This window comes from Serratia sp. SM04, assembly GCF_040280225.1.
GTDB classification, from domain to species: Bacteria; Pseudomonadota; Gammaproteobacteria; order Enterobacterales; family Enterobacteriaceae; genus Serratia; species Serratia sarumanii.
This window is the reverse complement of record NZ_JBEOQT010000001.1, coordinates 62,967-83,814: the sequence shown is the minus strand read 5'-3', so window position 1 is coordinate 83,814 and position 20,848 is coordinate 62,967. Positions and strand designations below refer to the sequence as shown.

Annotated in this window: 21 protein-coding genes; 6 read left to right on the top strand and 15 right to left on the bottom strand. The window is 61.8% G+C overall.

What is annotated here, in order from left to right; genetic code table 11:
* Window positions 1–171: 171 nt before the first annotated feature.
* A complete protein-coding gene (locus tag ABTW55_RS00355; protein ID WP_004936833.1) occupies window positions 172–861 on the bottom strand; it encodes an LrgB family protein in 690 nt (229 codons plus the stop codon).
* Window positions 854–1,276 (bottom strand): CidA/LrgA family protein, encoded by a 423-nt coding sequence (locus ABTW55_RS00350; RefSeq protein WP_004936830.1) that lies wholly within the window; start codon window positions 1,274–1,276, stop codon window positions 854–856. Before ABTW55_RS00350 ends, ABTW55_RS00355 begins: the two co-directional genes overlap by 8 nt.
* A 140-nt stretch (window positions 1,277–1,416) precedes the next feature.
* On the opposite strand from ABTW55_RS00350, the gene ABTW55_RS00345 reads away from it, so the two are divergent.
* Entirely contained in the window at window positions 1,417–2,304 is an 888-nt protein-coding gene (locus ABTW55_RS00345) for a LysR family transcriptional regulator (RefSeq protein WP_025304429.1), read from the top strand.
* Between the two features lie 74 nt (window positions 2,305–2,378).
* On the opposite strand, the gene ABTW55_RS00340 is transcribed toward ABTW55_RS00345, so the two are convergent.
* From ABTW55_RS00340 to ABTW55_RS00320, 5 genes are all read right to left on the bottom strand, one after another.
* A complete protein-coding gene (locus ABTW55_RS00340) occupies window positions 2,379–4,028 on the bottom strand; it encodes a Na+/H+ antiporter (protein WP_033636184.1) in 1,650 nt (549 codons plus the stop codon).
* A gap of 196 nt (window positions 4,029–4,224) precedes the next feature.
* On the bottom strand, window positions 4,225–5,586 hold the full coding sequence (locus tag ABTW55_RS00335) for an NCS2 family permease (protein WP_004936819.1): 1,362 nt from the start codon (window positions 5,584–5,586) through the stop codon (window positions 4,225–4,227).
* 332 nt (window positions 5,587–5,918) lie between these two features.
* Window positions 5,919–6,326, bottom strand: coding sequence for a VOC family protein (locus ABTW55_RS00330; protein WP_049195288.1), 408 nt, complete (start codon window positions 6,324–6,326; stop codon window positions 5,919–5,921).
* 47 nt (window positions 6,327–6,373) lie between these two features.
* Window positions 6,374–7,042, bottom strand: a complete 669-nt coding sequence (locus ABTW55_RS00325) for a glutathione S-transferase (protein ID WP_350429235.1) — start codon at window positions 7,040–7,042, stop codon at window positions 6,374–6,376.
* Window positions 7,039–7,482: a lipocalin-like domain-containing protein gene (locus ABTW55_RS00320; protein WP_033636188.1), complete on the bottom strand. Its 444-nt coding sequence runs from the start codon at window positions 7,480–7,482 to the stop codon at window positions 7,039–7,041. The genes ABTW55_RS00325 and ABTW55_RS00320 overlap by 4 nt, the downstream gene beginning before the upstream one ends.
* A gap of 196 nt (window positions 7,483–7,678) precedes the next feature.
* On the opposite strand from ABTW55_RS00320, the gene ABTW55_RS00315 reads away from it, so the two are divergent.
* Window positions 7,679–7,939: a YdgH/BhsA/McbA-like domain containing protein gene (locus ABTW55_RS00315; protein WP_033636189.1), complete on the top strand. Its 261-nt coding sequence runs from the start codon at window positions 7,679–7,681 to the stop codon at window positions 7,937–7,939.
* A 149-nt stretch (window positions 7,940–8,088) separates the two neighbouring features.
* On the top strand, window positions 8,089–8,838 hold the full coding sequence (locus ABTW55_RS00310; RefSeq protein WP_060423765.1) for a 3-oxoacyl-ACP reductase family protein: 750 nt from the start codon (window positions 8,089–8,091) through the stop codon (window positions 8,836–8,838).
* Window positions 8,839–8,900: 62 nt separating this feature from the next.
* Here ABTW55_RS00310 and ssb1 read toward each other — a convergent pair whose 3' ends face one another.
* On the bottom strand, window positions 8,901–9,434 hold the full coding sequence (gene ssb1, locus ABTW55_RS00305) for a single-stranded DNA-binding protein SSB1 (protein WP_033654707.1): 534 nt from the start codon (window positions 9,432–9,434) through the stop codon (window positions 8,901–8,903).
* A gap of 278 nt (window positions 9,435–9,712) precedes the next feature.
* Here ssb1 and uvrA point away from each other — a divergent pair, with 278 nt between their 5' ends.
* Together uvrA and ABTW55_RS00295 are read left to right on the top strand one after the other, a co-directional pair.
* Window positions 9,713–12,541: an excinuclease ABC subunit UvrA gene (gene uvrA / locus ABTW55_RS00300; protein ID WP_060423768.1), complete on the top strand. Its 2,829-nt coding sequence runs from the start codon at window positions 9,713–9,715 to the stop codon at window positions 12,539–12,541.
* 228 nt (window positions 12,542–12,769) lie between these two features.
* Window positions 12,770–13,822 (top strand): NAD(P)-dependent alcohol dehydrogenase, encoded by a 1,053-nt coding sequence (locus ABTW55_RS00295; RefSeq protein ID WP_060423771.1) that lies wholly within the window; start codon window positions 12,770–12,772, stop codon window positions 13,820–13,822.
* 30 nt (window positions 13,823–13,852) lie between these two features.
* Here the strand turns inward: ABTW55_RS00295 and maa are convergent, their stop codons facing one another.
* The 5 genes from maa to ABTW55_RS00270 all read right to left on the bottom strand — a co-directional run bounded on the left by maa (window position 13,853) and on the right by ABTW55_RS00270 (window position 17,209).
* The gene (gene maa / locus ABTW55_RS00290; protein WP_060423774.1) at window positions 13,853–14,410 is read right to left on the bottom strand and encodes a maltose O-acetyltransferase; all 558 of its coding nucleotides are present in this window, start codon (window positions 14,408–14,410) and stop codon (window positions 13,853–13,855) included.
* A 150-nt stretch (window positions 14,411–14,560) separates the two neighbouring features.
* Window positions 14,561–14,914, bottom strand: coding sequence for an MmcQ/YjbR family DNA-binding protein (locus ABTW55_RS00285; RefSeq protein ID WP_019453210.1), 354 nt, complete (start codon window positions 14,912–14,914; stop codon window positions 14,561–14,563).
* A 4-nt stretch (window positions 14,915–14,918) separates the two neighbouring features.
* A complete protein-coding gene (locus ABTW55_RS00280) occupies window positions 14,919–15,335 on the bottom strand; it encodes a secondary thiamine-phosphate synthase enzyme YjbQ (RefSeq protein WP_004936779.1) in 417 nt (138 codons plus the stop codon).
* Window positions 15,336–15,461: 126 nt separating this feature from the next.
* Entirely contained in the window at window positions 15,462–16,655 is a 1,194-nt protein-coding gene (locus tag ABTW55_RS00275; protein ID WP_049195296.1) for an amino acid aminotransferase, read from the bottom strand.
* A gap of 86 nt (window positions 16,656–16,741) precedes the next feature.
* Window positions 16,742–17,209, bottom strand: a complete 468-nt coding sequence (locus ABTW55_RS00270) for an Lrp/AsnC family transcriptional regulator (protein ID WP_004936775.1) — start codon at window positions 17,207–17,209, stop codon at window positions 16,742–16,744.
* 215 nt (window positions 17,210–17,424) lie between these two features.
* Between ABTW55_RS00270 and ABTW55_RS00265 the strand changes: the two genes are divergently transcribed.
* The gene (locus ABTW55_RS00265) at window positions 17,425–18,192 is read left to right on the top strand and encodes a transporter substrate-binding domain-containing protein (RefSeq protein ID WP_033654711.1); all 768 of its coding nucleotides are present in this window, start codon (window positions 17,425–17,427) and stop codon (window positions 18,190–18,192) included.
* Between the two features lie 44 nt (window positions 18,193–18,236).
* Here ABTW55_RS00265 and alr read toward each other — a convergent pair whose 3' ends face one another.
* A complete protein-coding gene (gene alr / locus ABTW55_RS00260; RefSeq protein ID WP_033654712.1) occupies window positions 18,237–19,316 on the bottom strand; it encodes an alanine racemase in 1,080 nt (359 codons plus the stop codon).
* A gap of 17 nt (window positions 19,317–19,333) precedes the next feature.
* Complete coding sequence (dnaB, locus tag ABTW55_RS00255; protein WP_025160134.1) at window positions 19,334–20,758, bottom strand: replicative DNA helicase; 1,425 nt, start codon at window positions 20,756–20,758, stop codon at window positions 19,334–19,336.
* Window positions 20,759–20,848: the final 90 nt, after the last annotated feature.

Below are 20,848 nucleotides of genomic sequence, written 5' to 3'. Positions count from 1 at the left end.
GGCATTTAAAATGAACGGCAATTTTGCTCGCGGCGCATCTATCGTTTTTTGTTATAACGATGGGAAAAATTATGCTGAAAAATTTCTTCGTTTTTTCGGGCGTCAATCAACGGCATCGTTCCCAATGCCAGACAACGTAAAACGGGGCGGCAGAGCCCGCCCCGAGAGGTCTTACCACATCAGCCGACCGATCAGCGGCGCGGCCACCACCGTGATAATGCCGGCCAACATCATCACCAGGCTCGACACCACGCCCTCCTGCGGCCCCAGTTCATAAGCGCGGGCGGTGCCGGCGCCGTGTGACGAGGCGCCAAACCCGGCTCCCTTGGCCAGGCGGCTGCGCACCGCCAGCCGCAGAAACAGAATGTCGCCCACCGCCATGCCGAACACCCCGGTGATCACCACGAACAGCGCCACCAGATCCGGCTGCCCGCCCATCTGTTTGGCGGCCTCCAGCGCGAACGGCGTGGTAATCGAACGCACCGCCAGGCTGCGCTGCACCTCTTCCGGTAGCGTCAGCAGGCGCGCCAGCCACACCGAGCTGTACACCGCCACCAGCACCGCCGTCGTTACCCCGGCGGTCAGCGACAGCCAGTGGCGGCGGATGATATGCAAATTCTCGTACACCGGCACCGCAAAGGCGATGGTCGCCGGCCCCAGCAGCCACAGCAGCCAGTGGGTTTCGCCGATGTAGTCCTGATAAGAGATATGAGTGACCACCAGCAGCAGCACCAGGATCATCGGCGTCAACACCAGCGGCATCAGCAGCAACGTGCGGCGGCGGCGGTACAGCTTCTTGTTGGCGAAGTAAAGCGCCAGCGTCGCCAGGAAGCAGGCCAGGCTGAGGATAAAATCATTCATGGCGCTGCTTCCGCCGCTGCAGCCAAATCTCCAGCCGATACACCCTGTCCACCACCAGCCCGGTGGCGCCCAGCGTCAGCATGGTGCTGACCGCGATCACCAGAAAGATTTTCCAGCCCTCGACCATCAGCAGTTGGGCGTAGTTGACCACCGCCACCACCGCCGGCACGAAGAACAGCAGCATTTCCGCCAGCAGCCAGCGGGAACCGGCCTTGACCCAGCTCAGCGGCAGAATGCGCAGCAGGATCAGCGCCAGCAGCATCAGCATGCCGACGATATTGGCGGGGAGCGGCAGGTGGAATTGTTGCACCAGGCGATCGGCGATCAGGAACAGCGCCGCATACAACGCCACCTGAATCGGCACCTGCAAACGGGTCAGCAGGGAGGGGGCAACGCGGCGTAACGCCAGAGACATGAAAGATGACCTCAAACAATAAATTGACGGCCTACAGTATACGCAGCCGGGAAACCACGCCTGAAATGAATTAAAATTATCGACATCATGCCGGCCGGGAATAGTTTCCCGCCGGTAGCGCCCTCAAGGAGGCCCCTAACGTGGATGTCCGCACCCTGCGCTACTTCGTTGAAGTGGTGCGCCAGCAAAGCTTCACCCGCGCCGCGGAAAAACTGTTCGTCACCCAGCCCACCATCAGCAAGATGCTGCGGCATCTGGAAGAGGAGCTGGAATGCACGCTGCTGATCCGCGAAGGCCGCAAACTGCGCCTGACCGACAGCGGCCAGGCGGTGTATCAGCGCGGCCTGACGATCCTCGACGAATTCCGCCAGCTGGAGGCGGAGCTGGAAGACATCAGCTCGGTGAAAAAAGGCGTGCTGCGGCTGGGCATTCCGCCGATGGTGGGCAGGCAGATCGCCGATCTGATCCGCCGCTTTCGCCAGACCTATCCCGGCATCGAATTGAAAATTTCCGAGCTGGGCGGGCTGTCGGTCGAACAGGCGGTGATGTCCGGCGAACTGGATCTGGCGATGACGGTGCTGCCCTTCGATTCGGAACAGCCGCTGACCTTTCTGCCGCTGCTGGGCCACCCGATGTGCGTGGTGGCGCCGCGCACGCCGCAGTGGCTCAACCGCACCCGCATCAATATCGCCGAATTGGCCGACAGCCCGATCCTGATTTATAACGAAGACTTTGCGCTGTACAAGATGTTGATGAAGGCGTTTCGCCAGGCCGGTTTTGAACCGCAAATCGCGGTGCGCAGCGGCCAATGGGATTTCCTCGCCTCGATGGTGCAGGCCGGCGTGGGCATCGCCATGCTGCCGGAGCCGGTCTGCCGCTGGCTGGACAAGGAAAACCTGGTCTGGCTGCCGCTGGAGCCACGCATGGAGTGGAAAATCGGCCTGATCTGGCGCCAGGGCAGCTACCTGTCGCACAGCGCGCAGGCCTGGATCGCCTGCTGCCGCGACTACTGGCCGCCGCTCAAGTAGCCAAAAAACAAGGGCCGCACAGGCGGCCCTTCAGGACAGAAATAAAGAGGAAACGTTTATTCCTCTTCTGGAGCTTACCCTTCTCGTTCGATCAGCAGCGCTTCGAGCAAGTCGAGATCGTGCAGCAGTTTTTGCAGCGTCTCGTTGCTGATTTTCTGCGTGGCGCGCAGATGGTACAGCTCGCCGCGTTCGGCACGCAGCGCCGTCAGGCGGAAACGCCGCTCGAGGTTTTCCATCGCCAGCGCATTCTCGATGTCGTCTTTCGAGGCGATACGCCGCCGCAGCATGCCCGTCACCCGCGAGCTGACCTCTTTCAACACCTGCGGATCGAGGTTCTCTTCGGTATCGGCAACCAGGCGCTCTTCCATTTTATTCACGCTCTCGATCGCCACTTCGGCCGCCATGGCGATCGCCATGCGTTCTTCCTGCTTGCTGGCGCTCTTGTCGGCCACCTGCACGCCGCGCAGCAGCAGCGGCAATGCCAGCACGCCGACGATCAACGACAGCAGGATCACCCCGGCGGCGATAAACACCAACTGATAGCGCGCCGGGAAGGCGGTGCCGTCGCTCAGCAACAGCGGTATCGACAGCACACCGGCCAGGGTAATCGCCCCGCGCACCCCGGCGAACGACGCCACCCACAGCTCACGCGTGCTGTAGTCGCCGAACTGCAGCGGGCGCTTTTTCATAAAGCGGTTGCTGGCCTTCTTCATTACCCACAGCCAGGTGAAACGCAGCACCAGCAGCGCGGCGTAGATGGTGGCCACGTCGGCGAACAGGTACCAGGTCTGGATGGTCGGATCCAGCTCCGCCTGCAGGATGGAGGTCTCAAGAATGCCCGGCAGCTGCAGGCCCAACATGATGAACACCATGCCGTTGAACACGAATTCCAGCATCGCCCATACGCTGTTGGCGCGCAGGCGCATCGCCAGCGGCGCGTTGCGGATCACGCCGGATTGGCTGATGGTCATCCCCGCCGCTACCGCCGCCAGGATGCCGGAAACGCCGATATGTTCGGCGATCAGGTAAGAAGCGAACGGCAGCAGCAGCAGGAACACGATCTGGGTCGCCGGATCGTCGCCGCTCCAGCGGCTCATCACCCGCAGCGATTTACTGTAGGTCCAGGTGACCGCCACGCCGGCCAGCAGGCCGCCGATCGCCACTTTGAGAAACTCGAGGGTTGCGCCGCCCACGGTGAACACCATGGTGCCCATCGCCACCGCGATGGCGAACTTGAGCGACACCAGGCCGGACGCGTCGTTCATCAGCGCCTCGCCCTCGAGCACGCCCATGATCGGCTTGGGAATGCGCCCTTTGCCGACGATGCCGGACAGCGCCACGGCATCGGTCGGCGACAGCACCGCCGCCAGCGCGAAGGCTGCCACCAGCGGAATGCCCGGCACCATGGCGTAGATCAGATAACCGACACCGACCACGGTGATCAGCACCAGCACCAGCGCCAGGCCGAGAATTTCACGCCCGTGGTGCAGGAATTCGCGCGTCGGCGTTTTCCAGCCGTCGGCGAACAGCAGCGGCGGAATGAACAGCACCAGGAACAGTTCGGGATCAAAGTCGACGTGCAGCCCGAAATGCGGCCAGGCCAACAGGGCCCCGATGGCGATTTGCATCAGCGGCAGCGGCACCTGGAACGGCAACATGCGCGTCACCACCCCGGACAGGGAGACCACCAGGATCAAAATGAGGATTGTAAAAAAGATTTCCATGCTTTCCTTAGACTCTACGATTCAGACGACATCGGCTCAGGGCCTGCGTTGGTCCCGATAGTAGATCACTTTTTTTACAGCCGTTAAAGCTTGTTGTGCCTTTCAAAACGCGGTGCAGAGCAGAAGAAGACTTATCTTAAGAAGGGAATTGCCGTGACAGCTTCCCTCGCCCGCCGGGCGAGGGAAACCCGAGGGCTTAGATCGCCCAGCCGCCGGCGTAGAACGCCACCAGCGCCACGGCGATCAGCACGGTGCCGATGTTCAGCTTGCGCCATTCGCCGGAGAAGATGCGGCCGATGACCAGCGAGCTGAAGCCCAGCATGATGCCGGTAACGATGTTGCAGGTCAGCACGATGAACACCGCGCACAGCAGGCCGGCCATCGCGTCGACGAAGTCGTTGAAGTCCAGCTTGGTGACGTTGCTCAGCATCAGCAGGCCGACGTACATCAGCGCCGGTGCAGTGGCATAGACCGGCACCAGATAGGCCAGCGGCGACAGGAACAGGATCAGCAGGAACAGGATGCCGACCACGGTGGCGGTCAGGCCGGTCTTGCCGCCCGCGGCGGTGCCGGCGGCGGATTCGATGTAGACCGCGGCGGGCGCGGCGCCCACCAGGCCGGAGAAGATGCTGCTCAGGGAATCCGAGGTCAGCGCCTTGCCGCCGTTGATGATCTGCCCGTCTTTATCCAGCAGGTTGGCCTGCCCGGCCACCGCGCGGATGGTGCCGGTGGCGTCGAACACCGCGGTCATCACCAGCGCCAGCACGCTCGGCAACACCACCGGCTGCAACGCGCCCATGATATCCAGGCTGAAGATCAACGATTTGCCGTCCGCGTCCGCCAGGCTCGGCATGGCGAACAGCCCCTGGTATTTCACCGCCGGGTCGAAGATCAGGCCGATGATGGAAATGGCGATGATCACCAGCAAAATGCCGCCGGGCACGCGCAGTTTTTCCAGGCCGAAGATCACCGCCAGGCCGACCAGCGTCATTACCACCGGGAAGGAGGTGAACGCGCCGAGCGCCACCGGCAGGCCATCCAGAGGATTCTTCACCACCAGGCCGACGCCGTTGGCGGCGATCAGCAGCAGGAACAGACCGATACCGATGCCGGTGCCGTGCGCCACGCCCATCGGCAGGTTGCGCAGGATCCAGGCGCGGATACCGGTGACCGAGATAATGGTAAACAGTACGCCCATCAGGAACACCGCGCCCAGCGCCACCGGAATGCTGATGTGCTGGCCCAGCACCAGGCTGAAGGCGGTGAAGGCGGTCAACGAGATCGCACAGCCGATCGCCATCGGCAGGTTAGCCCACAGCCCCATCAGCAGCGAGCCCAGACCGGCCACCAGGCAAGTGGAGACAAACACCGCCGCCGGCGGGAAGCCCGCTTTGCCCAGCATGCTCGGCACCACGATCACCGAGTACACCATCGCCAGGAAGGTGGTCAGCCCCGCCACCACCTCCTGGCGCACGCTGCTGCCGCGCGCGGAAATTTTAAAATAGCCATCAAGCCCGCCGGTTGGTTTTGCGGCGTGGTTCGCTTGAGAGTTCGACATAGGTTACTTCCCCTGTGTTTCATGAATCGGCCCGTCGCAGCAGGCCTGTAATCTCGCCCGCGCCCGATCGTCACGTAATCGTTTACGTCACGTTCCGCATCCGTGCCCTTCCGTCGCAGCGCCAACGGCGATGCGCACCAAGGCAAACGTTTAACTCGCAGCGCGCGGTACGGGTGATTTATGGTGGTTTATTCAAGGCAAACGATTATCCTGCCTTCCCTAGCGTCTAATCAACTAAAGATCGCGGCAATTTATGCAGAAAGCGGCGAAAATGGCGCCTGCACGATAAAACCGGGGCGACGAGCGCCCCGGCGAATTCCGTCACGGCGGGGTTATTGCGCCTGCGCCGCCGCGGGATCCATATACATCAATTCCCAGATATGGCCGTCCAGATCCTGAAAACCGTGGCCGTACATCACGCCGTAGTCCCGCGGCGGGTGGTAGGTGTTGCCGCCGCCGGCGACCGCCTTGCGCACCAGTTCGTCCACCGCCGCCCGGCTGGGCTGCGACAGGCACACCAGCACTTCGGTGGCCTGTTTGGCGTCGCCGATCGGGTTCGGGGTAAACCCCCTGAATTTGTCATGGGTCAGCAGCATCACGTAAATCGTGTCGCTGACCACCATGCACGCGGCGGTGTCATCGGTAAATTGCGGGTTGAAAGTGAAACCCAGGCGGGTGAAAAACGCCATCGAGGCGGGCAGATCGCGTACGGGCAGGTTAACGAAGATTTGCGTAGCCATGGGCTACCTCCGATGAAGAATGACCCCATCGAGTATAGCCCATCCGGTTAACTCAGCAGGTCGTAAGGGCCGCCCTGCTCCAACGCCCGCTGGTAGGCGGGCCGGGCGTGAATGCGCTGCAGAAAACCGCGCAGTTTCGGGCAATCATCCAACGCGCCGCGCGCCGCCATCGCCTCCAGCGGGAAGCTCATCTGTATGTCCGCCGCGCTGAAGTCGTTGCCGACGAACCAGCTGCCCTTGTTCAGGTGCTGCTCGAGATACTCGCAGTGCGGCGCAATCTGCTTGTCGAGATATTCGCGCTGCACGCCCTTGCCGATCGCGCCGGCCACCGGCCGCAGCAGCCAGGGGATCGGCGGCTGGCCGAGGCGGCTGAACACCAGTTTCATCACCAACAGCGGCATCAGCGATCCTTCGGCGTAGTGCAGCCAGTAGCGGTATTGCTGGCGCGCGTGGAAGTCGGTCGGCATGAACATCCCTTGCACGTCATAGGCTTCCTGCAGGTATTCGATGATGGCGCCGGATTCCGCCAGCGTCAGATCGCCGTCGACGATCACCGGTGATTTGCCCAGCGGGTGGATCTTTTTCAGCGCCGCCGGCGCCAGCATGGTCTGCGGATCGCGTTCGTAGCGTTGCACCTGATAGGGCACGCCCAGCTCTTCCAGAAACCACAGAATGCGCTGCGAGCGCGAATGATTGAGATGATGAACAATGATCATAAAGAAGCTCCTGTCCGCTGCCACACCAGTTCGCCCACCTGCACGCCGTTGCCGAGCTGCAAGGGCACCGTGCGCAACGTCAGCCGATCGCCGCTGAAAGCGTAAAAACGCACCTGACGGCTGCCTACCCAGTTGGGGAACGAGCAGCCTTCGACCTGATGCACCACCCGCTGCTCGCTTTCCTCCACCTGATAGCGGCCGAAGTAGCAAATCATATTGATGAAGGCGGCGCGGATCTCCCGCTCGGATCCCTGCGCCAAATCGTCGGCGGCGAAACGCGGCCGCACGGCGCTGTAAAGCTGCGCCGCCATCGTGCCGTTGGCCTCATAATGGATGCGCCCCAGCACCTGCTCGCCCAGCGGGTAATTCAGCTCGCCGTCCTGGTTCTCAAATGCCGAGGACACCAGCGCCCAGCTGCCGATAAATGCGTTTACCGTCATTACGCTTCTCCGGTTAAGGATCGTCTGTAAAGGGTAGTGGCGATTTTTACCGCGCGCCAGCGGATGAAAAAACAATCAGTTTATTTGACAGAGATACTCAAAACTCTCCGATTTTTTATTCCAGCCTGCCGCACTACTATTTAACACATCGAGAGACAACGGGCTCTCATCCAATCAATACGCTGAGGAATACATCATGAAAAACGTCAAAATTTTTGCTACCGCTGCGCTGCTGGCTACCGCTTCTTTCGCTACCTTCGCCGCTGACCTGCCGTCCAGCCAACCCGCTGCAGACGCCCAGAAAATCGGCGTAGTCTCCGTTAGCGGCGCCAGCAACCTGAGCGCGCTGGAAAGCGAACTGGCCAGCAAAGCCGCTGCGTCGGGCGCCAGCTCATACCGCATCGTCGCCGCCGGCGGCCAGAACAAACTGTACGGCACCGCAGAAATCTTCAACTGATCGTCGAACAGCCAACCGACGGAAGAAAGAAGCCCCGCAAGGGGCTTTTCTCGTTGTGGGCAGGCAAAGCTCTTTGTGAACAGTGGCCGCCAGACATTTCACCGATACTGGGAATAACGCCTTACCCTCACCCACTTTGGAGAAATAACATGACCACAGCACACCCTCTGCATGGCAAAGTCGCGTTCGTCCAGGGCGGCTCACGCGGCATCGGCGCCGCCATCGTGAAACGGTTGGCGAGCGAAGGGGCCGCGGTCGCCTTTACCTACGCCGCCTCGGCCGATCGCGCCGAAGCGGTGGCAAGCGCCGTTACCGCCGCCGGCGGCAAAGCCCTCGCCATCAAGGCCGACAGCGCCGATGCGGCGGCGCTGCAGCAGGCGGTGCGCCAGGCGGTCAGCCAGTTCGGCAACTTGGATATTCTGGTGAACAATGCCGGGGTGTTTACGCTGGGCAGCACCGAGGAGCTGGCGCTGGACGATCTGGATCGCATGCTGGCGGTCAACGTGCGCAGCGTGTTCGTCGCCAGTCAGGAAGCGGCGCGCCACATGAACGACGGCGGCCGCATCATTCACATCGGCAGCACCAACGCCGAGCGCGTGCCGTTCGGCGGCGCGGCTGTGTATGCGATGAGCAAATCGGCGCTGGTCGGCCTGACCAAAGGCATGGCGCGCGATCTCGGCCCGCACGGCATCACCGTCAATAACGTGCAGCCCGGCCCGGTAGACACCGAGATGAACCCGGACGCCGGTGAGTTCGCCGAGCAGCTCAAGCAGCTGATGGCGATCGGCCGCTACGGCAAAGATGAAGAGATCGCCGGCTTCGTCGCCTACCTCGCCGGCCCGCAGGCGGGTTATATCACCGGCGCCAGCCTGAGCATCGACGGCGGCTTCTCGGCGTAACCATCCCTGAAATGCAAAAAGCCCCGTGAAGGGGCTTTTTTTTGGCTGCAAACGGCCGGATATCAGAACGGGATATCGTCGTCGAAATCCATTGGCGGTTCGTTGCTGCTGGCCGCCGGAGCGCTGTTCTGCGCCGGGCGCGACTGCTGCTGGCCGCCGCTGAACTGGTTGCCGCCCTGTGGCTGCTGAGGCTGGCCCCAACCGCCCTGGCCGCCGGCAGATTGACCGGCCGGTGCGCCGCCGCCCTGACGGCCGCCCAGCATCTGCATGGTGCCGCCGACGTTAACCACGATCTCGGTGGTGTAGCGATCCTGGCCGCTCTGATCCTGCCATTTACGGGTCTGCAGGGAGCCTTCGATGTAGACCTGAGAGCCTTTACGCAGGTATTCGCCCGCCACTTCGGCCAGTTTGCCGAACAGCACGACGCGGTGCCACTCGGTCTTCTCTTTCTGTTCGCCGGTCGCCTTGTCACGCCAGCTTTCGGAGGTCGCCAGGGTAATGTTGGCCACTGCGCCGCCGTTCGGCATGTAACGGACTTCTGGATCCTGACCCAGATTCCCGACCAGAATTACTTTGTTTACGCCTCTGCTGGCCATGAGCACTTCTCCCGATGATTGATTTCTACACAGTATAAACGCGTCAGTTTACCACGCTGAGTGCGAAACCACACCCGTGTTGATAAGTGCGAATTGCATTCCAGAATTGTCTTTTCGATCGACCTTGTTTGCATTCGCATACTGGATATTCATTCAGGTTTTTTTGTGTCATAATTATGCGTTTCGACCTGGCTGTGCCGGTTTTTTGCGAGATCCATCACAAAATCCCCCGCAAAAATCGCGACAGGCGCGGTGTATCATCAAGACGGGAAGTGTAAATGGACAATATCGAAGTTCGTGGTGCTCGAACCCATAATCTGAAAAACATCAACCTGATTATCCCGCGTGACAAACTGATCGTCGTCACCGGCCTGTCCGGTTCCGGCAAGTCATCGCTGGCTTTCGATACGCTGTATGCCGAAGGGCAACGCCGCTACGTCGAATCGCTCTCCGCCTATGCGCGCCAGTTCCTGTCGCTGATGGAAAAACCGGACGTCGATCATATCGAGGGCCTGTCGCCGGCGATCTCCATCGAGCAGAAATCCACCTCGCACAACCCGCGATCCACGGTCGGCACCATCACCGAAATCCACGACTACCTGCGCCTGCTGTTCGCCCGCGTCGGCGAGCCGCGCTGCCCGGATCACCATGTGCCGCTGGCGGCGCAAACCGTCAGCCAGATGGTCGATAACGTGCTGAGCCAGCCGGAAGGCAAGCGCCTGATGCTGCTGGCGCCGGTGGTGAAAGACCGCAAGGGCGAACACACCAAAACGCTGGAAAACCTGGCCGCCCAGGGCTATATCCGCGCGCGCATCGACGGTGAAGTGTGCGATCTGTCCGATCCGCCGAAGCTGGAGCTGCAGAAGAAACACACCATCGAAGTGGTGGTCGACCGGTTCAAGGTGCGCGAGGACATGGCGCAGCGCTTGGCCGAATCGTTCGAAACCGCGCTGGAGCTGTCCGGCGGCACCGCGGTGGTGGCGGATATGGACGACGAGAAAGCGGACGAGCTGCTGTTCTCCGCCAACTTCGCCTGCCCGATCTGCGGCTACAGCATGCGCGAGCTGGAACCGCGCCTGTTTTCCTTCAACAACCCGGCTGGTGCCTGCCCGACCTGCGACGGCCTGGGCGTGCAGCAGTTCTTCGATCCGGATCGCGTGGTGCAAAACCCCGAGCTGTCGCTGGCCGGCGGCGCGATCCGCGGCTGGGATCGCCGCAACTTCTATTACTTCCAGATGCTGCGTTCGCTGGCGGAGCACTATGAGTTCGACGTCGAAGCGCCGTTCAACACCCTGAGCGCCGACGTGCAGAAGGCGGTGCTGAGCGGCTCCGGCAAAGAGTCGATCGAATTCAAATACATCAACGATCGCGGTGATACCACCGTGCGCCGTCATCCGTTCGAAGGCGTGCTGCACAACATGGAGCGCCGCTATAAAGAGACCGAATCCAGCGCGGTGCGCGAAGAATTGGCGAAGTTCATCAGCAACCGCCCTTGCGCCTCGTGCCACGGCACCCGCCTGCGCGAAGAAGCGCGCAACGTGTTCGTCGAAGATACCACGCTGCCGGAGATTTCCGATCTGAGCATCGGCCATGCGATGACCTTCTTCCAGAACATGAAGCTCAGCGGCCAACGCGCCAAGATCGCCGAAAAAGTGCTGAAAGAGATCGGCGATCGCCTGAAATTCCTGGTGAACGTCGGCCTGAACTACCTGTCGCTGTCCCGCTCGGCGGAGACGCTCTCCGGCGGCGAAGCGCAGCGTATTCGTTTGGCCAGCCAGATCGGCGCCGGCCTGGTGGGCGTGATGTACGTGCTGGACGAGCCGTCGATCGGCCTGCACCAACGCGACAACGAGCGCCTGCTGGAAACGCTGATCCACCTGCGCAACCTCGGCAATACGGTGATCGTGGTGGAGCATGACGAAGACGCCATCCGCGCCGCCGATCACGTGATCGACATCGGCCCCGGCGCCGGCGTGCACGGCGGCCAGGTGGTGGCGGAAGGCACCGTCGACGACATCATGGCGCAGCCGGACTCGCTGACCGGCCAGTTCCTCAGCGGCAAGCGCGAGATCGCCATTCCGGCGCAGCGCGTGCCGGCCGATCCGACCAAGGTGCTGAAGCTGAGCGGCGCGCGCGGCAACAACCTGAAGGACGTGACGCTGACGCTGCCGGTCGGTCTGTTTACCTGCATCACCGGCGTTTCCGGCTCCGGCAAATCGACGCTGATCAACGATACGCTGTTCCCGATCGCCCAGCGCCAGCTCAACGGCGCCACCATCGCCGAACCGGCGCCGTTCCGCGAAGTGACCGGCCTGGAACATTTCGACAAGGTGATCGACATCGATCAGAGCCCGATCGGCCGCACGCCGCGCTCCAACCCGGCCACCTATACCGGCATCTTCACCCCGGTGCGCGAGCTGTTCGCCGGCGTGCCGGAATCGCGCAGCCGCGGTTATACGCCGGGCCGTTTCAGCTTCAACGTCAAGGGCGGGCGCTGTGAAGCCTGCCAGGGCGACGGGGTGATCAAGGTCGAGATGCACTTCCTGCCGGACATCTACGTGCCGTGCGACCAATGCAAGGGCAAGCGCTATAACCGCGAAACGCTGGAAGTGAAGTACAAGGGCAAGAGCATCCACGAAGTGCTGGAGATGACCATCGAAGAAGCGCGCGAGTTCTTCGACGCGGTGCCGGCGCTGGCGCGCAAGCTGCAGACCCTGATGGATGTCGGGCTGTCCTACATCCGCCTCGGCCAGTCGGCCACCACGCTCTCCGGCGGTGAGGCGCAGCGCGTCAAGCTGGCGCGCGAGCTGTCGAAGCGCGGCACCGGCCAGACGCTGTATATCCTCGACGAACCGACCACCGGCCTGCACTTCGCCGATATCCAGCAGCTGTTGGCGGTGCTGCATCAGTTGCGCGATCAGGGCAACACCATCGTGGTCATCGAGCATAACCTGGACGTGATCAAGACCGCCGACTGGATCGTCGATCTGGGGCCGGAAGGCGGCAGCGGCGGCGGCGAGATCCTGGTGGCCGGCACGCCGGAAACCGTGGCCGAGTGTGAAAAATCGCACACCGCACGCTTCCTGAAACCGCTGTTGAAGCCGTAGTGCCGCCGGCGTGCGGGCCGTCGCTCAGGCGGCCCGCACGCCGGCCCGTTTCGCTGCAATCAAACAGAAACAGGCAAGATTTCGACATTTTCAGGCATTTCCCTCCGCGCTCACCGCTTTTATCATCAATGTTCCCTCGGCGGCCGCCCTGTCTGACTCAGGCCGCGTCTCACCGGCACTCGCTGCCGGCCAAGCGTTGTCCCCCATACATTGATAACTGGAGCGACCATGAACATTACCCATGCCTATGCCGCGCATGACGCGAAGTCTGCGCTGGTGCCTTTCGATTACCCACCGCGCGCCCTGCGCGAGCACGATGTGCAAATTCAGGTGTTGTTCTGCGGCGTGTGCCATTCGGATCTGCACCAGGCGCGCAATGAATGGAGCAATACCATTTACCCGGTGGTACCGGGCCACGAAATCGTCGGCCGCGTTAGCGCCGTCGGTGGCCATGTCTCGCGTTACCGGGTCGGCGATCTGGTCGGCGTCGGGTGCATGGTAGATTCCTGCCGCAGCTGCCCGAGCTGCGATGAGGGGCTGGAGCAGTATTGCGAGAACGGCTTCACCGGCACCTATAACGGTCAGGACCGCCAGACCGGCGCCGTGACCTACGGCGGCTACTCCACCGATCTGGTGGTGGATCAGGACTTCGTGCTGCGCGTGCCGGAAAATCTCGATCCGGCCGGGGTCGCGCCGCTGCTGTGCGCCGGCATCACCACCTATTCGCCGCTGCGCCAGTGGGGCGCGGGGCCAGGCAAAAAAGTCGGCATCGTCGGGCTCGGCGGGCTGGGGCACATGGGCGTCAAACTGGCGCGGGCGATGGGCGCGCACGTGGTGCTGTTCACCACCTCGCCGTCGAAAATCGAAGACGCCAAGCGTCTTGGCGCGCATGAAGTGGTGATTTCGCGCAACCCGGAGGAGATGGCGCAGCACGTCAACAGCTTCGACTTCATCCTCAACACGGTAGCGGCCCAGCACGATCTGAATCCGTTCCTCAACCTGCTGCGCCGCGACGGCACCCTGACGCTGGTCGGCGCGCCGGAGCACGATCATCCGTCGCCGCAGGTGTTCAATCTGATCATGAAGCGCCGCCGCATCGCCGGTTCGCTGATCGGCGGCATCGCGGAAACGCAAGAGATGCTGGACTTCTGCGGCCAACACGGCATCACGTCGGATATCGAGCTGATCCCGATGCAGCAGATTAATGAAGCCTATGAGCGCATGCTGAAAAGCGACGTGAAGTACCGCTTCGTGGTGGATATCGACTCGCTGCGGGTCTGATGACGGCGGGCGCCCAACGGCGCCCGTTTCTTATAGCTGCTTGATGATCCTGGCCGGGTTGCCGCCCACCACGCAATTGGCCGGCACGTCTTTGGTTACCACCGCGCCGGAGGCAACGACCGCATTGTCGCCGATGGTCACCCCCGGATTGATCACCGCGCGCCCGCCGATCCACACGTTGTCGCCAATCTTGACCGGTTTGCCGAACTCCGCGCCGCCGACGCGGGTCTCGGCGTCCAGCGGATGGGTCGCGGTGTAGATATGCACGCCCGGCGCCAGCAGGCAGTTGTCGCCGATATGCACCTCGCACACGTCGAGGATCACGCAGTCGAAATTGGCGTAGAAGTTCTTGCCCAAATAGATGTTGTAGCCGTAGTCGCAGCGGAAGGTCGGCTCGATGGTGCCGCCCTGATAGCCGCCCAGCAGCTCGCCCAGCCACTGTTTGCGCAGCACGCCCTCTTCCGGCGAGGAGTGGTTATAGCGATGCGTCAGCTGGCGCGCGCGCCGACGCTCGCTGCGCAGCAGGTCATCGCCGGCGTCGTACAGTTCCCCGGCGATCATCTTGCGCTTTTCTTCGCTGATGGCCATGTCGGCCTCCTTATTTTACCCGCGTTTCTTGAATGCCCAAGCGTAGCCGCTTTAGCCCGGCAACAGAAAGGGAACGTTCCCAACTTAAAACCACGATCACGCTTTAACATGAAAAAGCAGGAGAAAACGGGCGGCGCCGCCGCCCGGCAATCAGGCGCGCAGTTCCTGGCGCACGTGTTCGGGTAGGCCTTCCACCACCAGCTGATAGGAGCTGTCGATCAGCGTGTAAAACTGCGAGTTCGGCAGGTTGCCGTCAAGAAACACCGTGTTCCAGTGCGCCTTGTTCAGGCCATCGCAGGCGACGATCTCCGGATGGTGTTCACGCAGGCTTTCCGCCAGCTCCGGGCTGGACTTGACCGCCAGCGCCGGCCGCCCTTCGACCTCGCACACCATGGCGAACATCACGTCGCCCACCTTGATCTGGCTGGCCTGCCACTGGTTCTGGTCGCTTTGTTCCGCGCCCGGCTTCGCCATGCAGTACTCCAGCAATGCACTGTTATTCATTGGGTTATTCCCCCTGTAACGTGGCCACAATACGGCGTGCTCCGCCGTGGATGCGGTGCTCCCCCAGCCAGATGCCCTGCCATGTGCCCAACATCAGCCGCCCGTGCCTGACGGGCAGCGTCAGGGAAGCGCCCAGCAGCGAGGATTTGATGTGCGCCGGCATGTCGTCCGGCCCTTCGTAGTCATGCTGATAGGGTGCGTTTTCCGGCACCTGACGCAGGAAATGCTGCTCCATATCGGCTCGCACCGTGGGATCGCAGTTCTCGTTGAGCGTCAGCGAGGCCGAGGTATGCTGCAGCAACAGATGCAGCAGGCCGGTTTGCAGGCGGTGTAAGTGGGTTAACTGGTTGACGATTTCGTCGGTAACCAGATGAAAGCCACGCGCTTTTGCGCTGAGGATTAGCGTTTGCTGATGCCACATGAGTGAGCGCCCCTCAATCAGTATATTCTCTCTCCGGTTTGCGGCAACTTCGGCGGCGCGCCGGCAATAAAAAAGGAGCGATATCGCTATCGCTCCCCGATGAACGTCCGTTCAGACTAACAGGCGTTACTGCACCGCGGCAAACGCCTCGGCCACCTGACGCACGTTGTTGTGGTTCAGGCCGGCCACGCACATGCGGCCGCTGTGGATCAGGTAGACGCCGAACTCTTCACGCAGGCGATCGACCTGCGCCGCGCTGAAGCCGGTGTAGCTGAACATGCCGCGCTGCGCCAGCAGGTAATCGAAGTTGCGCTGCGGCAGCGCGCTCTTCAGGGTGTCCACCAGCGCGTGACGCATCTCGAGAATGCGGGTGCGCATGCTCTCCACTTCGTCCAGCCACTGGGTTTTCAGCTGGGCGTCGTTCAGCACCTTGGCCACCAGCTGCGCGCCGAAGTTCGGCGGGCTCGAGTAGTTGCGGCGCACGGTGGCCTTCAGCTGGCCCAGCACGCGCCCGGCCGCCTCTTCGCTTTCGCACACCACCGACAGGCCGCCGACGCGCTCGCCGTACAGCGAGAAGATCTTCGAGAACGAGTTGCTCACCAGGCACGGCAGGCCGGCCGCCGCGATGGCGCGAATGGCGTAGGCATCCTGCTCCATGCCGCCGCCGAAGCCCTGATAGGCAATGTCGAGGAACGGAATGATTTCACGCTCGGCGATCACCTTGACCACCTCATCCCACTGGGCAGGGGTCAGGTCGGAACCGGTCGGGTTGTGGCAGCACGGGTGCAGCAGCGCGATGCTGTGCTTCGGCAGCTGTTTCAGCGCAGCGAGCATGGCGTCAAACTTCACGCCCAGGCTTTCGCTGTCGAAATACGGGTAGGTATTCACCTTGAAACCGGCGCCGCTGAAGATGGCGACATGGTTTTCCCAAGTCGGATCGCTGACCCACACCTGCGAATCCGGGAAGTAGCTTTTCAGGAAGTCGGCGCCCACTTTCAGCGCGCCGGAACCGCCGACGGTCTGAATGGTGGCGATGCGCCCCTGCTGCAGCATCGGGTGCTGCGCGCCGAACAGCAGCTGCTGGATGGCGGAACGGTAGGGTTGCAGCCCTTCCATCGGCAGGTATACCGAGGCGCCGTGCTCGACGCTGTTCAACTGCGCTTGCGCCGCGGCGACCGCCCGCATCTGCGGGATGATGCCCTGCGCATCGTAGTACAGGCCGATACTCAGGTTCACCTTGTGCGCGCGCGGGTCTTGTTTGAATTTTTCCATCAGCGACAGAATGGGATCGCCGGCATAGGCGTCAACGTTCTGGAACACGGGGGTTTTCTCCTGGTTTATTTATTGTGGTTTGGGCACAGCGTTACGTTCCTAATATAGACGGAAAACCGCATTCGGTTTTAGCTTTATCTCGCCACCGGCAACAAACCGTTTTCCTTGATGCGATTGAGCACCACCGCCGTTTTGATATGCGCCACGCTTTTGTGCGGCGACAGCGTCTGGCTGATGAACTCGCTCAGCGCCGGCAGGTCCGCCACCGCCACTTTCAGCAGGTAATCGGCGTCGCCGGTGGTCTTGTAAGCGTCGAGGATCGCGTCCACCTCCTCCAGCATCTGATGAAAGCTATCGATCTGCTCCTGCGCGTGCGTGATCAGGCTAACTTCGATCAGCCCTACCAGCCCCAGGCCGACCGCCTCCGGCGCCAGCCGCGCGTGGTAGCCGCGGATCAGCTGCGCCTGCTCCAGGCTGATGCGCCGCCGCGAACATTGGGAGGCGGAGAGCCCGACCAGCTCGCTCAGTTCCTGATTGGTCAGACGGCCGTTGGCCTGTAACAGCGTCAGGATTTTCATATCAAAATCGTCAATGTTGTACATAGCCACCTGTAAACTGTGTTAATAAATGTTGACGTTACAGCCTACCAGTTTTTTTACCGTTGCCGACGTCACACCCTAGCGCTTAAATCGCGTACAGCAGCAACGCCCGGCGTTTTCGCCGGTAAGCGGCATAAAAAACGGCTAACTCATGCAGGTAAACGACAATTAACGGCGAAGTAACGCATAAAACCACGAATGTATAAAAAGGACGCCAGATGAAAAAGCTACTCCCTCTCGCGCTGCTGCTCGCCGCCGGCGGCGCCGGCGCGCAATCCCACCTGGACAAGGTGCTGCAGCAAAAGACCCTGGAGGTCTGCACCACCGGCGACTACAAGCCCTATACCTTCCTCAAGGAAGACGGCGGCTATGAAGGCATCGACATCGATATGGCGGAGTCGCTGGCCAAGAGCCTGGGCGCCAAAGTGAAGTGGGTGAAAACCAGCTGGAAAACCCTGACGCCGGACTTCACCTCCGGCAAGTGCGATATCGCGATGGGCGGCATCTCCGTCACGCTGGAGCGGCAAAAGCAGGTGTTCTTCGCCGACAAGCTGGATACCGACGGCAAAATCCCGCTGGTGCGCTGCACCGACGTGAAGAAATACCGCACTCTCGAGCAGATCAACAAACCGTCGGTGCGCCTGCTGGAGCCGGCGGGCGGCACCAACGAAGCCTTCGTGCACGCCTATCTGCCGAAGGCCAAGCTGACGCTGACGCACGACAACATGAGCATTTTCCAGCTGTTGGTAGACCGCAAGGCGGACGTGATGATCACCGACGCCTCCGAGGCGCTGTACCAGCAGAAGCGCTATCCGAAGCTGTGCGCGGTGAATCCGAGCAAACCGATGCAGTACGGCGAGAAGGCTTACATGCTGCCGCGCGACGATTTGAGCTGGAAACTGTATGTGGATCAGTGGCTGCACCTGGCCAAGGCGACCGGCGAGTATCAGAAGATTATCGATAAGTGGTTGGCGGTAAAGAAGTAACCCGCTGAGAAACGGGGCCGACGCGCGTCGGCCCCTGCTGCGCATCAGTCGCCGATGTATTCCATCGCCACGCGCTGCGTGAGCTTGGTGATAAGTTCGTAAGCGCTGATGCCGGTGCAGGCGGCGATGCGCTCGACCGGCAGCGTCTGGCCCCACAGCACCGCTTCATCCCCCACCTTATCGGCGGCGTCCGGCCCGAGATCGACCGAAATCATGTCCATCGACACCCGGCCGACGATCGGCACTTCGCGGCCGTTGATCAGGATCGGCGTACCGGTCGGCGCGCTGCGCGGGTAGCCGTCGCCGTATCCCATCGCCACCACGCCCAGCCGGGTATCGCGCGGGCTTACCCAGGTGCCGCCATAGCCGACCGCTTCGCCGGCCTTGTGCTCGCGTACCGCGATCAGGCTGGACTTCAGCGTCATCGCCGGCTGCAGCCCATGCTCGGCGCCGCTGCCGTTATCCAGCGGCGACACGCCGTACAGAATAATGCCGGGACGCACCCACTCGTTGTGGGCATCCGGCCACAGCAACGTGCCGCCGGACGCGGCGACCGAGCGTTGGCCCGGTTTGCCGCGCGCGAACTGCTCGAAGCAGGCGATCTGTTTCAGGGTGGCGTCGGATTCCGGCTCATCGGCGCGGCTGAAGTGGCTCATGATATTGACCGGCTGCGCCACGTTGCGGCAGGCGCACAGGCGCTGATAAAACGCTTCCGCCTGTTCGGGGCGCACCCCCAGCCGATGCATGCCGGTATCGAGCTTCATCCACACCGGCACCGGGCGCGCCAGCTCGGCCTGCTCCAGGGCTTCGAGCTGTTCGATGCTGTGTACCGCGGTTTCGATGTTGTTCGCCACCAGCACCGGCAGATCTTCGGCACAGAAGAAACCTTCCAGCAGCAGGATCGGTTTGACGATGCCGCCGGAGCGCAGCATCAGCGCTTCGCCGATGCGCGCCACGCCGTAGCAGTCGGCGTCTTGCAGGGTATGTGCTGTTTCCAGCAGGCCATGTCCATAAGCGTTTGCTTTCACAACGGCAATCAGGCGGCTTTGCGGCGCCTGGCGGCGCACCTGTTGCAGATTATGTCGCAGAGCGCGGCGGTCGATTACAGCGGTTGCCGCTTTCATTTCAGTTCCTTAGCTGATTATTCGTCATCGTATTGTGGCCCCGCGTAGTTATCGAAACGCGACCACTGGCCGTTAAAGGTAAGGCGCACGGTGCCGATCGGGCCGTTACGCTGCTTACCGATAATAATTTCCGCGATCCCTTTCAGATCGCTGTTCTCGTGATACACCTCATCACGATAGATGAACATAATCAGGTCGGCATCCTGCTCGATAGAGCCGGACTCACGCAGGTCGGAGTTGACCGGGCGCTTATCGGCGCGCTGCTCCAGGCTTCGGTTCAGCTGCGACAGCGCCACCACCGGCACCTGCAGCTCTTTCGCCAGTGCCTTCAGCGAGCGCGAAATCTCGGCGATCTCCAGCGTACGGTTGTCGGACAGGGCCGGCACGCGCATCAGCTGCAGGTAGTCGATCATGATGAGGCTAAGCCCGTCGTGCTCGCGGAAAATGCGCCGCGCGCGCGAGCGCACTTCGGTCGGCGTCAGGCCGGAGGAGTCGTCGATGTACATGTTGCGCTTCTCCAGCAGGATACCCATGGTGCTGGAAATGCGCGCCCAGTCCTCGTCGTCGAGCTGGCCGGTACGGATGCGCGTCTGATCCACGCGCGACAGCGACGCCAGCATACGCATCATGATCTGCTCACCGGGCATCTCCAGGCTGAAGATCAGCACCGGTTTTTCCTGGGTCATCGCGGCGTTTTCGCACAGGTTCATGGCGAAGGTGGTTTTCCCCATCGAAGGACGGGCGGCGACGATGATCAGATCGGACTTTTGCATGCCCGCGGTTTTCTTGTTGAGGTCTTGATAGCCGGTATCGACCCCGGTCACGCCATCGTGCGGCTGCTGATACAGCTGCTCAATGCGCGACACGGTGTCTTCCAGAATACGCTCGATGCCCTTCGGACCTTCGTCTTTGCTGGCGCGGTTCTCGGCGATTTGGAAGACGCGGGATTCCGCCAGATCGAGCAGGTCTTCGCTGCTGCGCCCCTGCGGATCGTAGCCGGCGTCGGCGATCTCGTTAGCCACCGAGATCATCTCGCGCACCACCGCGCGCTCGCGCACGATGTCGGCGTAGGCGCCGATGTTGGCGGCGCTCGGGGTGTTTTTCGACAGCTCGGCCAGGTAGGCGAAGCCGCCGACCGAGTCCAGTTCGCCCTTTTGTTCGAGCGATTCGGACAGGGTGATGAGGTCGATAGGCTTGCTCATCTCCAGCAGACGCTGCATCTCGGTAAAGATCAGGCGGTGCGGGCGGCTGAAGAAATCGTTGGCGACCACGCGCTCCGCCACGTTGTCCCAGCGCTCGTTATCCAGCATCAAACCGCCCAACACCGACTGCTCGGCCTCCAGCGAGTGCGGCGGCATCTTCAGCCCTTCCATCTGACGATCTCTGGAACGCTCTCTGGTTTCGTCCGCGTTTGTTTTGTTGGTTGGTTTTTTTCCTGCCATGAAACGTAGTCTTTATCCGGTTGCGAATGAAGGATCCTGACGCGAGAGTATACGTGATTTTTGCGCCATAACCGATGCAAAAAAGGTATT

What these genes read in the sequence shown, in the direction of transcription:
- ssb1 (WP_033654707.1), bottom strand. Translation starts at nt 9,434, where the DNA reads ATGGCCAGCAGAGGCGTAAACAAAGTAATTCTGGTCGGGAATCTGGGT.
- ABTW55_RS00315 (WP_033636189.1), top strand. Translation starts at nt 7,679, where the DNA reads ATGAAAAACGTCAAAATTTTTGCTACCGCTGCGCTGCTGGCTACCGCT.
- ABTW55_RS00295 (WP_060423771.1), top strand. Translation starts at nt 12,770, where the DNA reads ATGAACATTACCCATGCCTATGCCGCGCATGACGCGAAGTCTGCGCTG.
- ABTW55_RS00285 (WP_019453210.1), bottom strand. Translation starts at nt 14,914, where the DNA reads ATGAATAACAGTGCATTGCTGGAGTACTGCATGGCGAAGCCGGGCGCG.
- ABTW55_RS00335 (WP_004936819.1), bottom strand. Translation starts at nt 5,586, where the DNA reads ATGTCGAACTCTCAAGCGAACCACGCCGCAAAACCAACCGGCGGGCTT.
- ABTW55_RS00355 (WP_004936833.1), bottom strand. Translation starts at nt 861, where the DNA reads ATGAATGATTTTATCCTCAGCCTGGCCTGCTTCCTGGCGACGCTGGCG.
- ABTW55_RS00310 (WP_060423765.1), top strand. Translation starts at nt 8,089, where the DNA reads ATGACCACAGCACACCCTCTGCATGGCAAAGTCGCGTTCGTCCAGGGC.
- ABTW55_RS00340 (WP_033636184.1), bottom strand. Translation starts at nt 4,028, where the DNA reads ATGGAAATCTTTTTTACAATCCTCATTTTGATCCTGGTGGTCTCCCTG.
- dnaB (WP_025160134.1), bottom strand. Translation starts at nt 20,758, where the DNA reads ATGGCAGGAAAAAAACCAACCAACAAAACAAACGCGGACGAAACCAGA.
- ABTW55_RS00350 (WP_004936830.1), bottom strand. Translation starts at nt 1,276, where the DNA reads ATGTCTCTGGCGTTACGCCGCGTTGCCCCCTCCCTGCTGACCCGTTTG.
- maa (WP_060423774.1), bottom strand. Translation starts at nt 14,410, where the DNA reads ATGGCCATCAGCGAAGAAAAGCGCAAGATGATCGCCGGGGAACTGTAC.
- ABTW55_RS00280 (WP_004936779.1), bottom strand. Translation starts at nt 15,335, where the DNA reads ATGTGGCATCAGCAAACGCTAATCCTCAGCGCAAAAGCGCGTGGCTTT.
- uvrA (WP_060423768.1), top strand. Translation starts at nt 9,713, where the DNA reads ATGGACAATATCGAAGTTCGTGGTGCTCGAACCCATAATCTGAAAAAC.
- alr (WP_033654712.1), bottom strand. Translation starts at nt 19,316, where the DNA reads ATGAAAGCGGCAACCGCTGTAATCGACCGCCGCGCTCTGCGACATAAT.
- ABTW55_RS00265 (WP_033654711.1), top strand. Translation starts at nt 17,425, where the DNA reads ATGAAAAAGCTACTCCCTCTCGCGCTGCTGCTCGCCGCCGGCGGCGCC.
- ABTW55_RS00320 (WP_033636188.1), bottom strand. Translation starts at nt 7,482, where the DNA reads ATGACGGTAAACGCATTTATCGGCAGCTGGGCGCTGGTGTCCTCGGCA.
- ABTW55_RS00325 (WP_350429235.1), bottom strand. Translation starts at nt 7,042, where the DNA reads ATGATCATTGTTCATCATCTCAATCATTCGCGCTCGCAGCGCATTCTG.
- ABTW55_RS00270 (WP_004936775.1), bottom strand. Translation starts at nt 17,209, where the DNA reads ATGTACAACATTGACGATTTTGATATGAAAATCCTGACGCTGTTACAG.
- ABTW55_RS00330 (WP_049195288.1), bottom strand. Translation starts at nt 6,326, where the DNA reads ATGGCTACGCAAATCTTCGTTAACCTGCCCGTACGCGATCTGCCCGCC.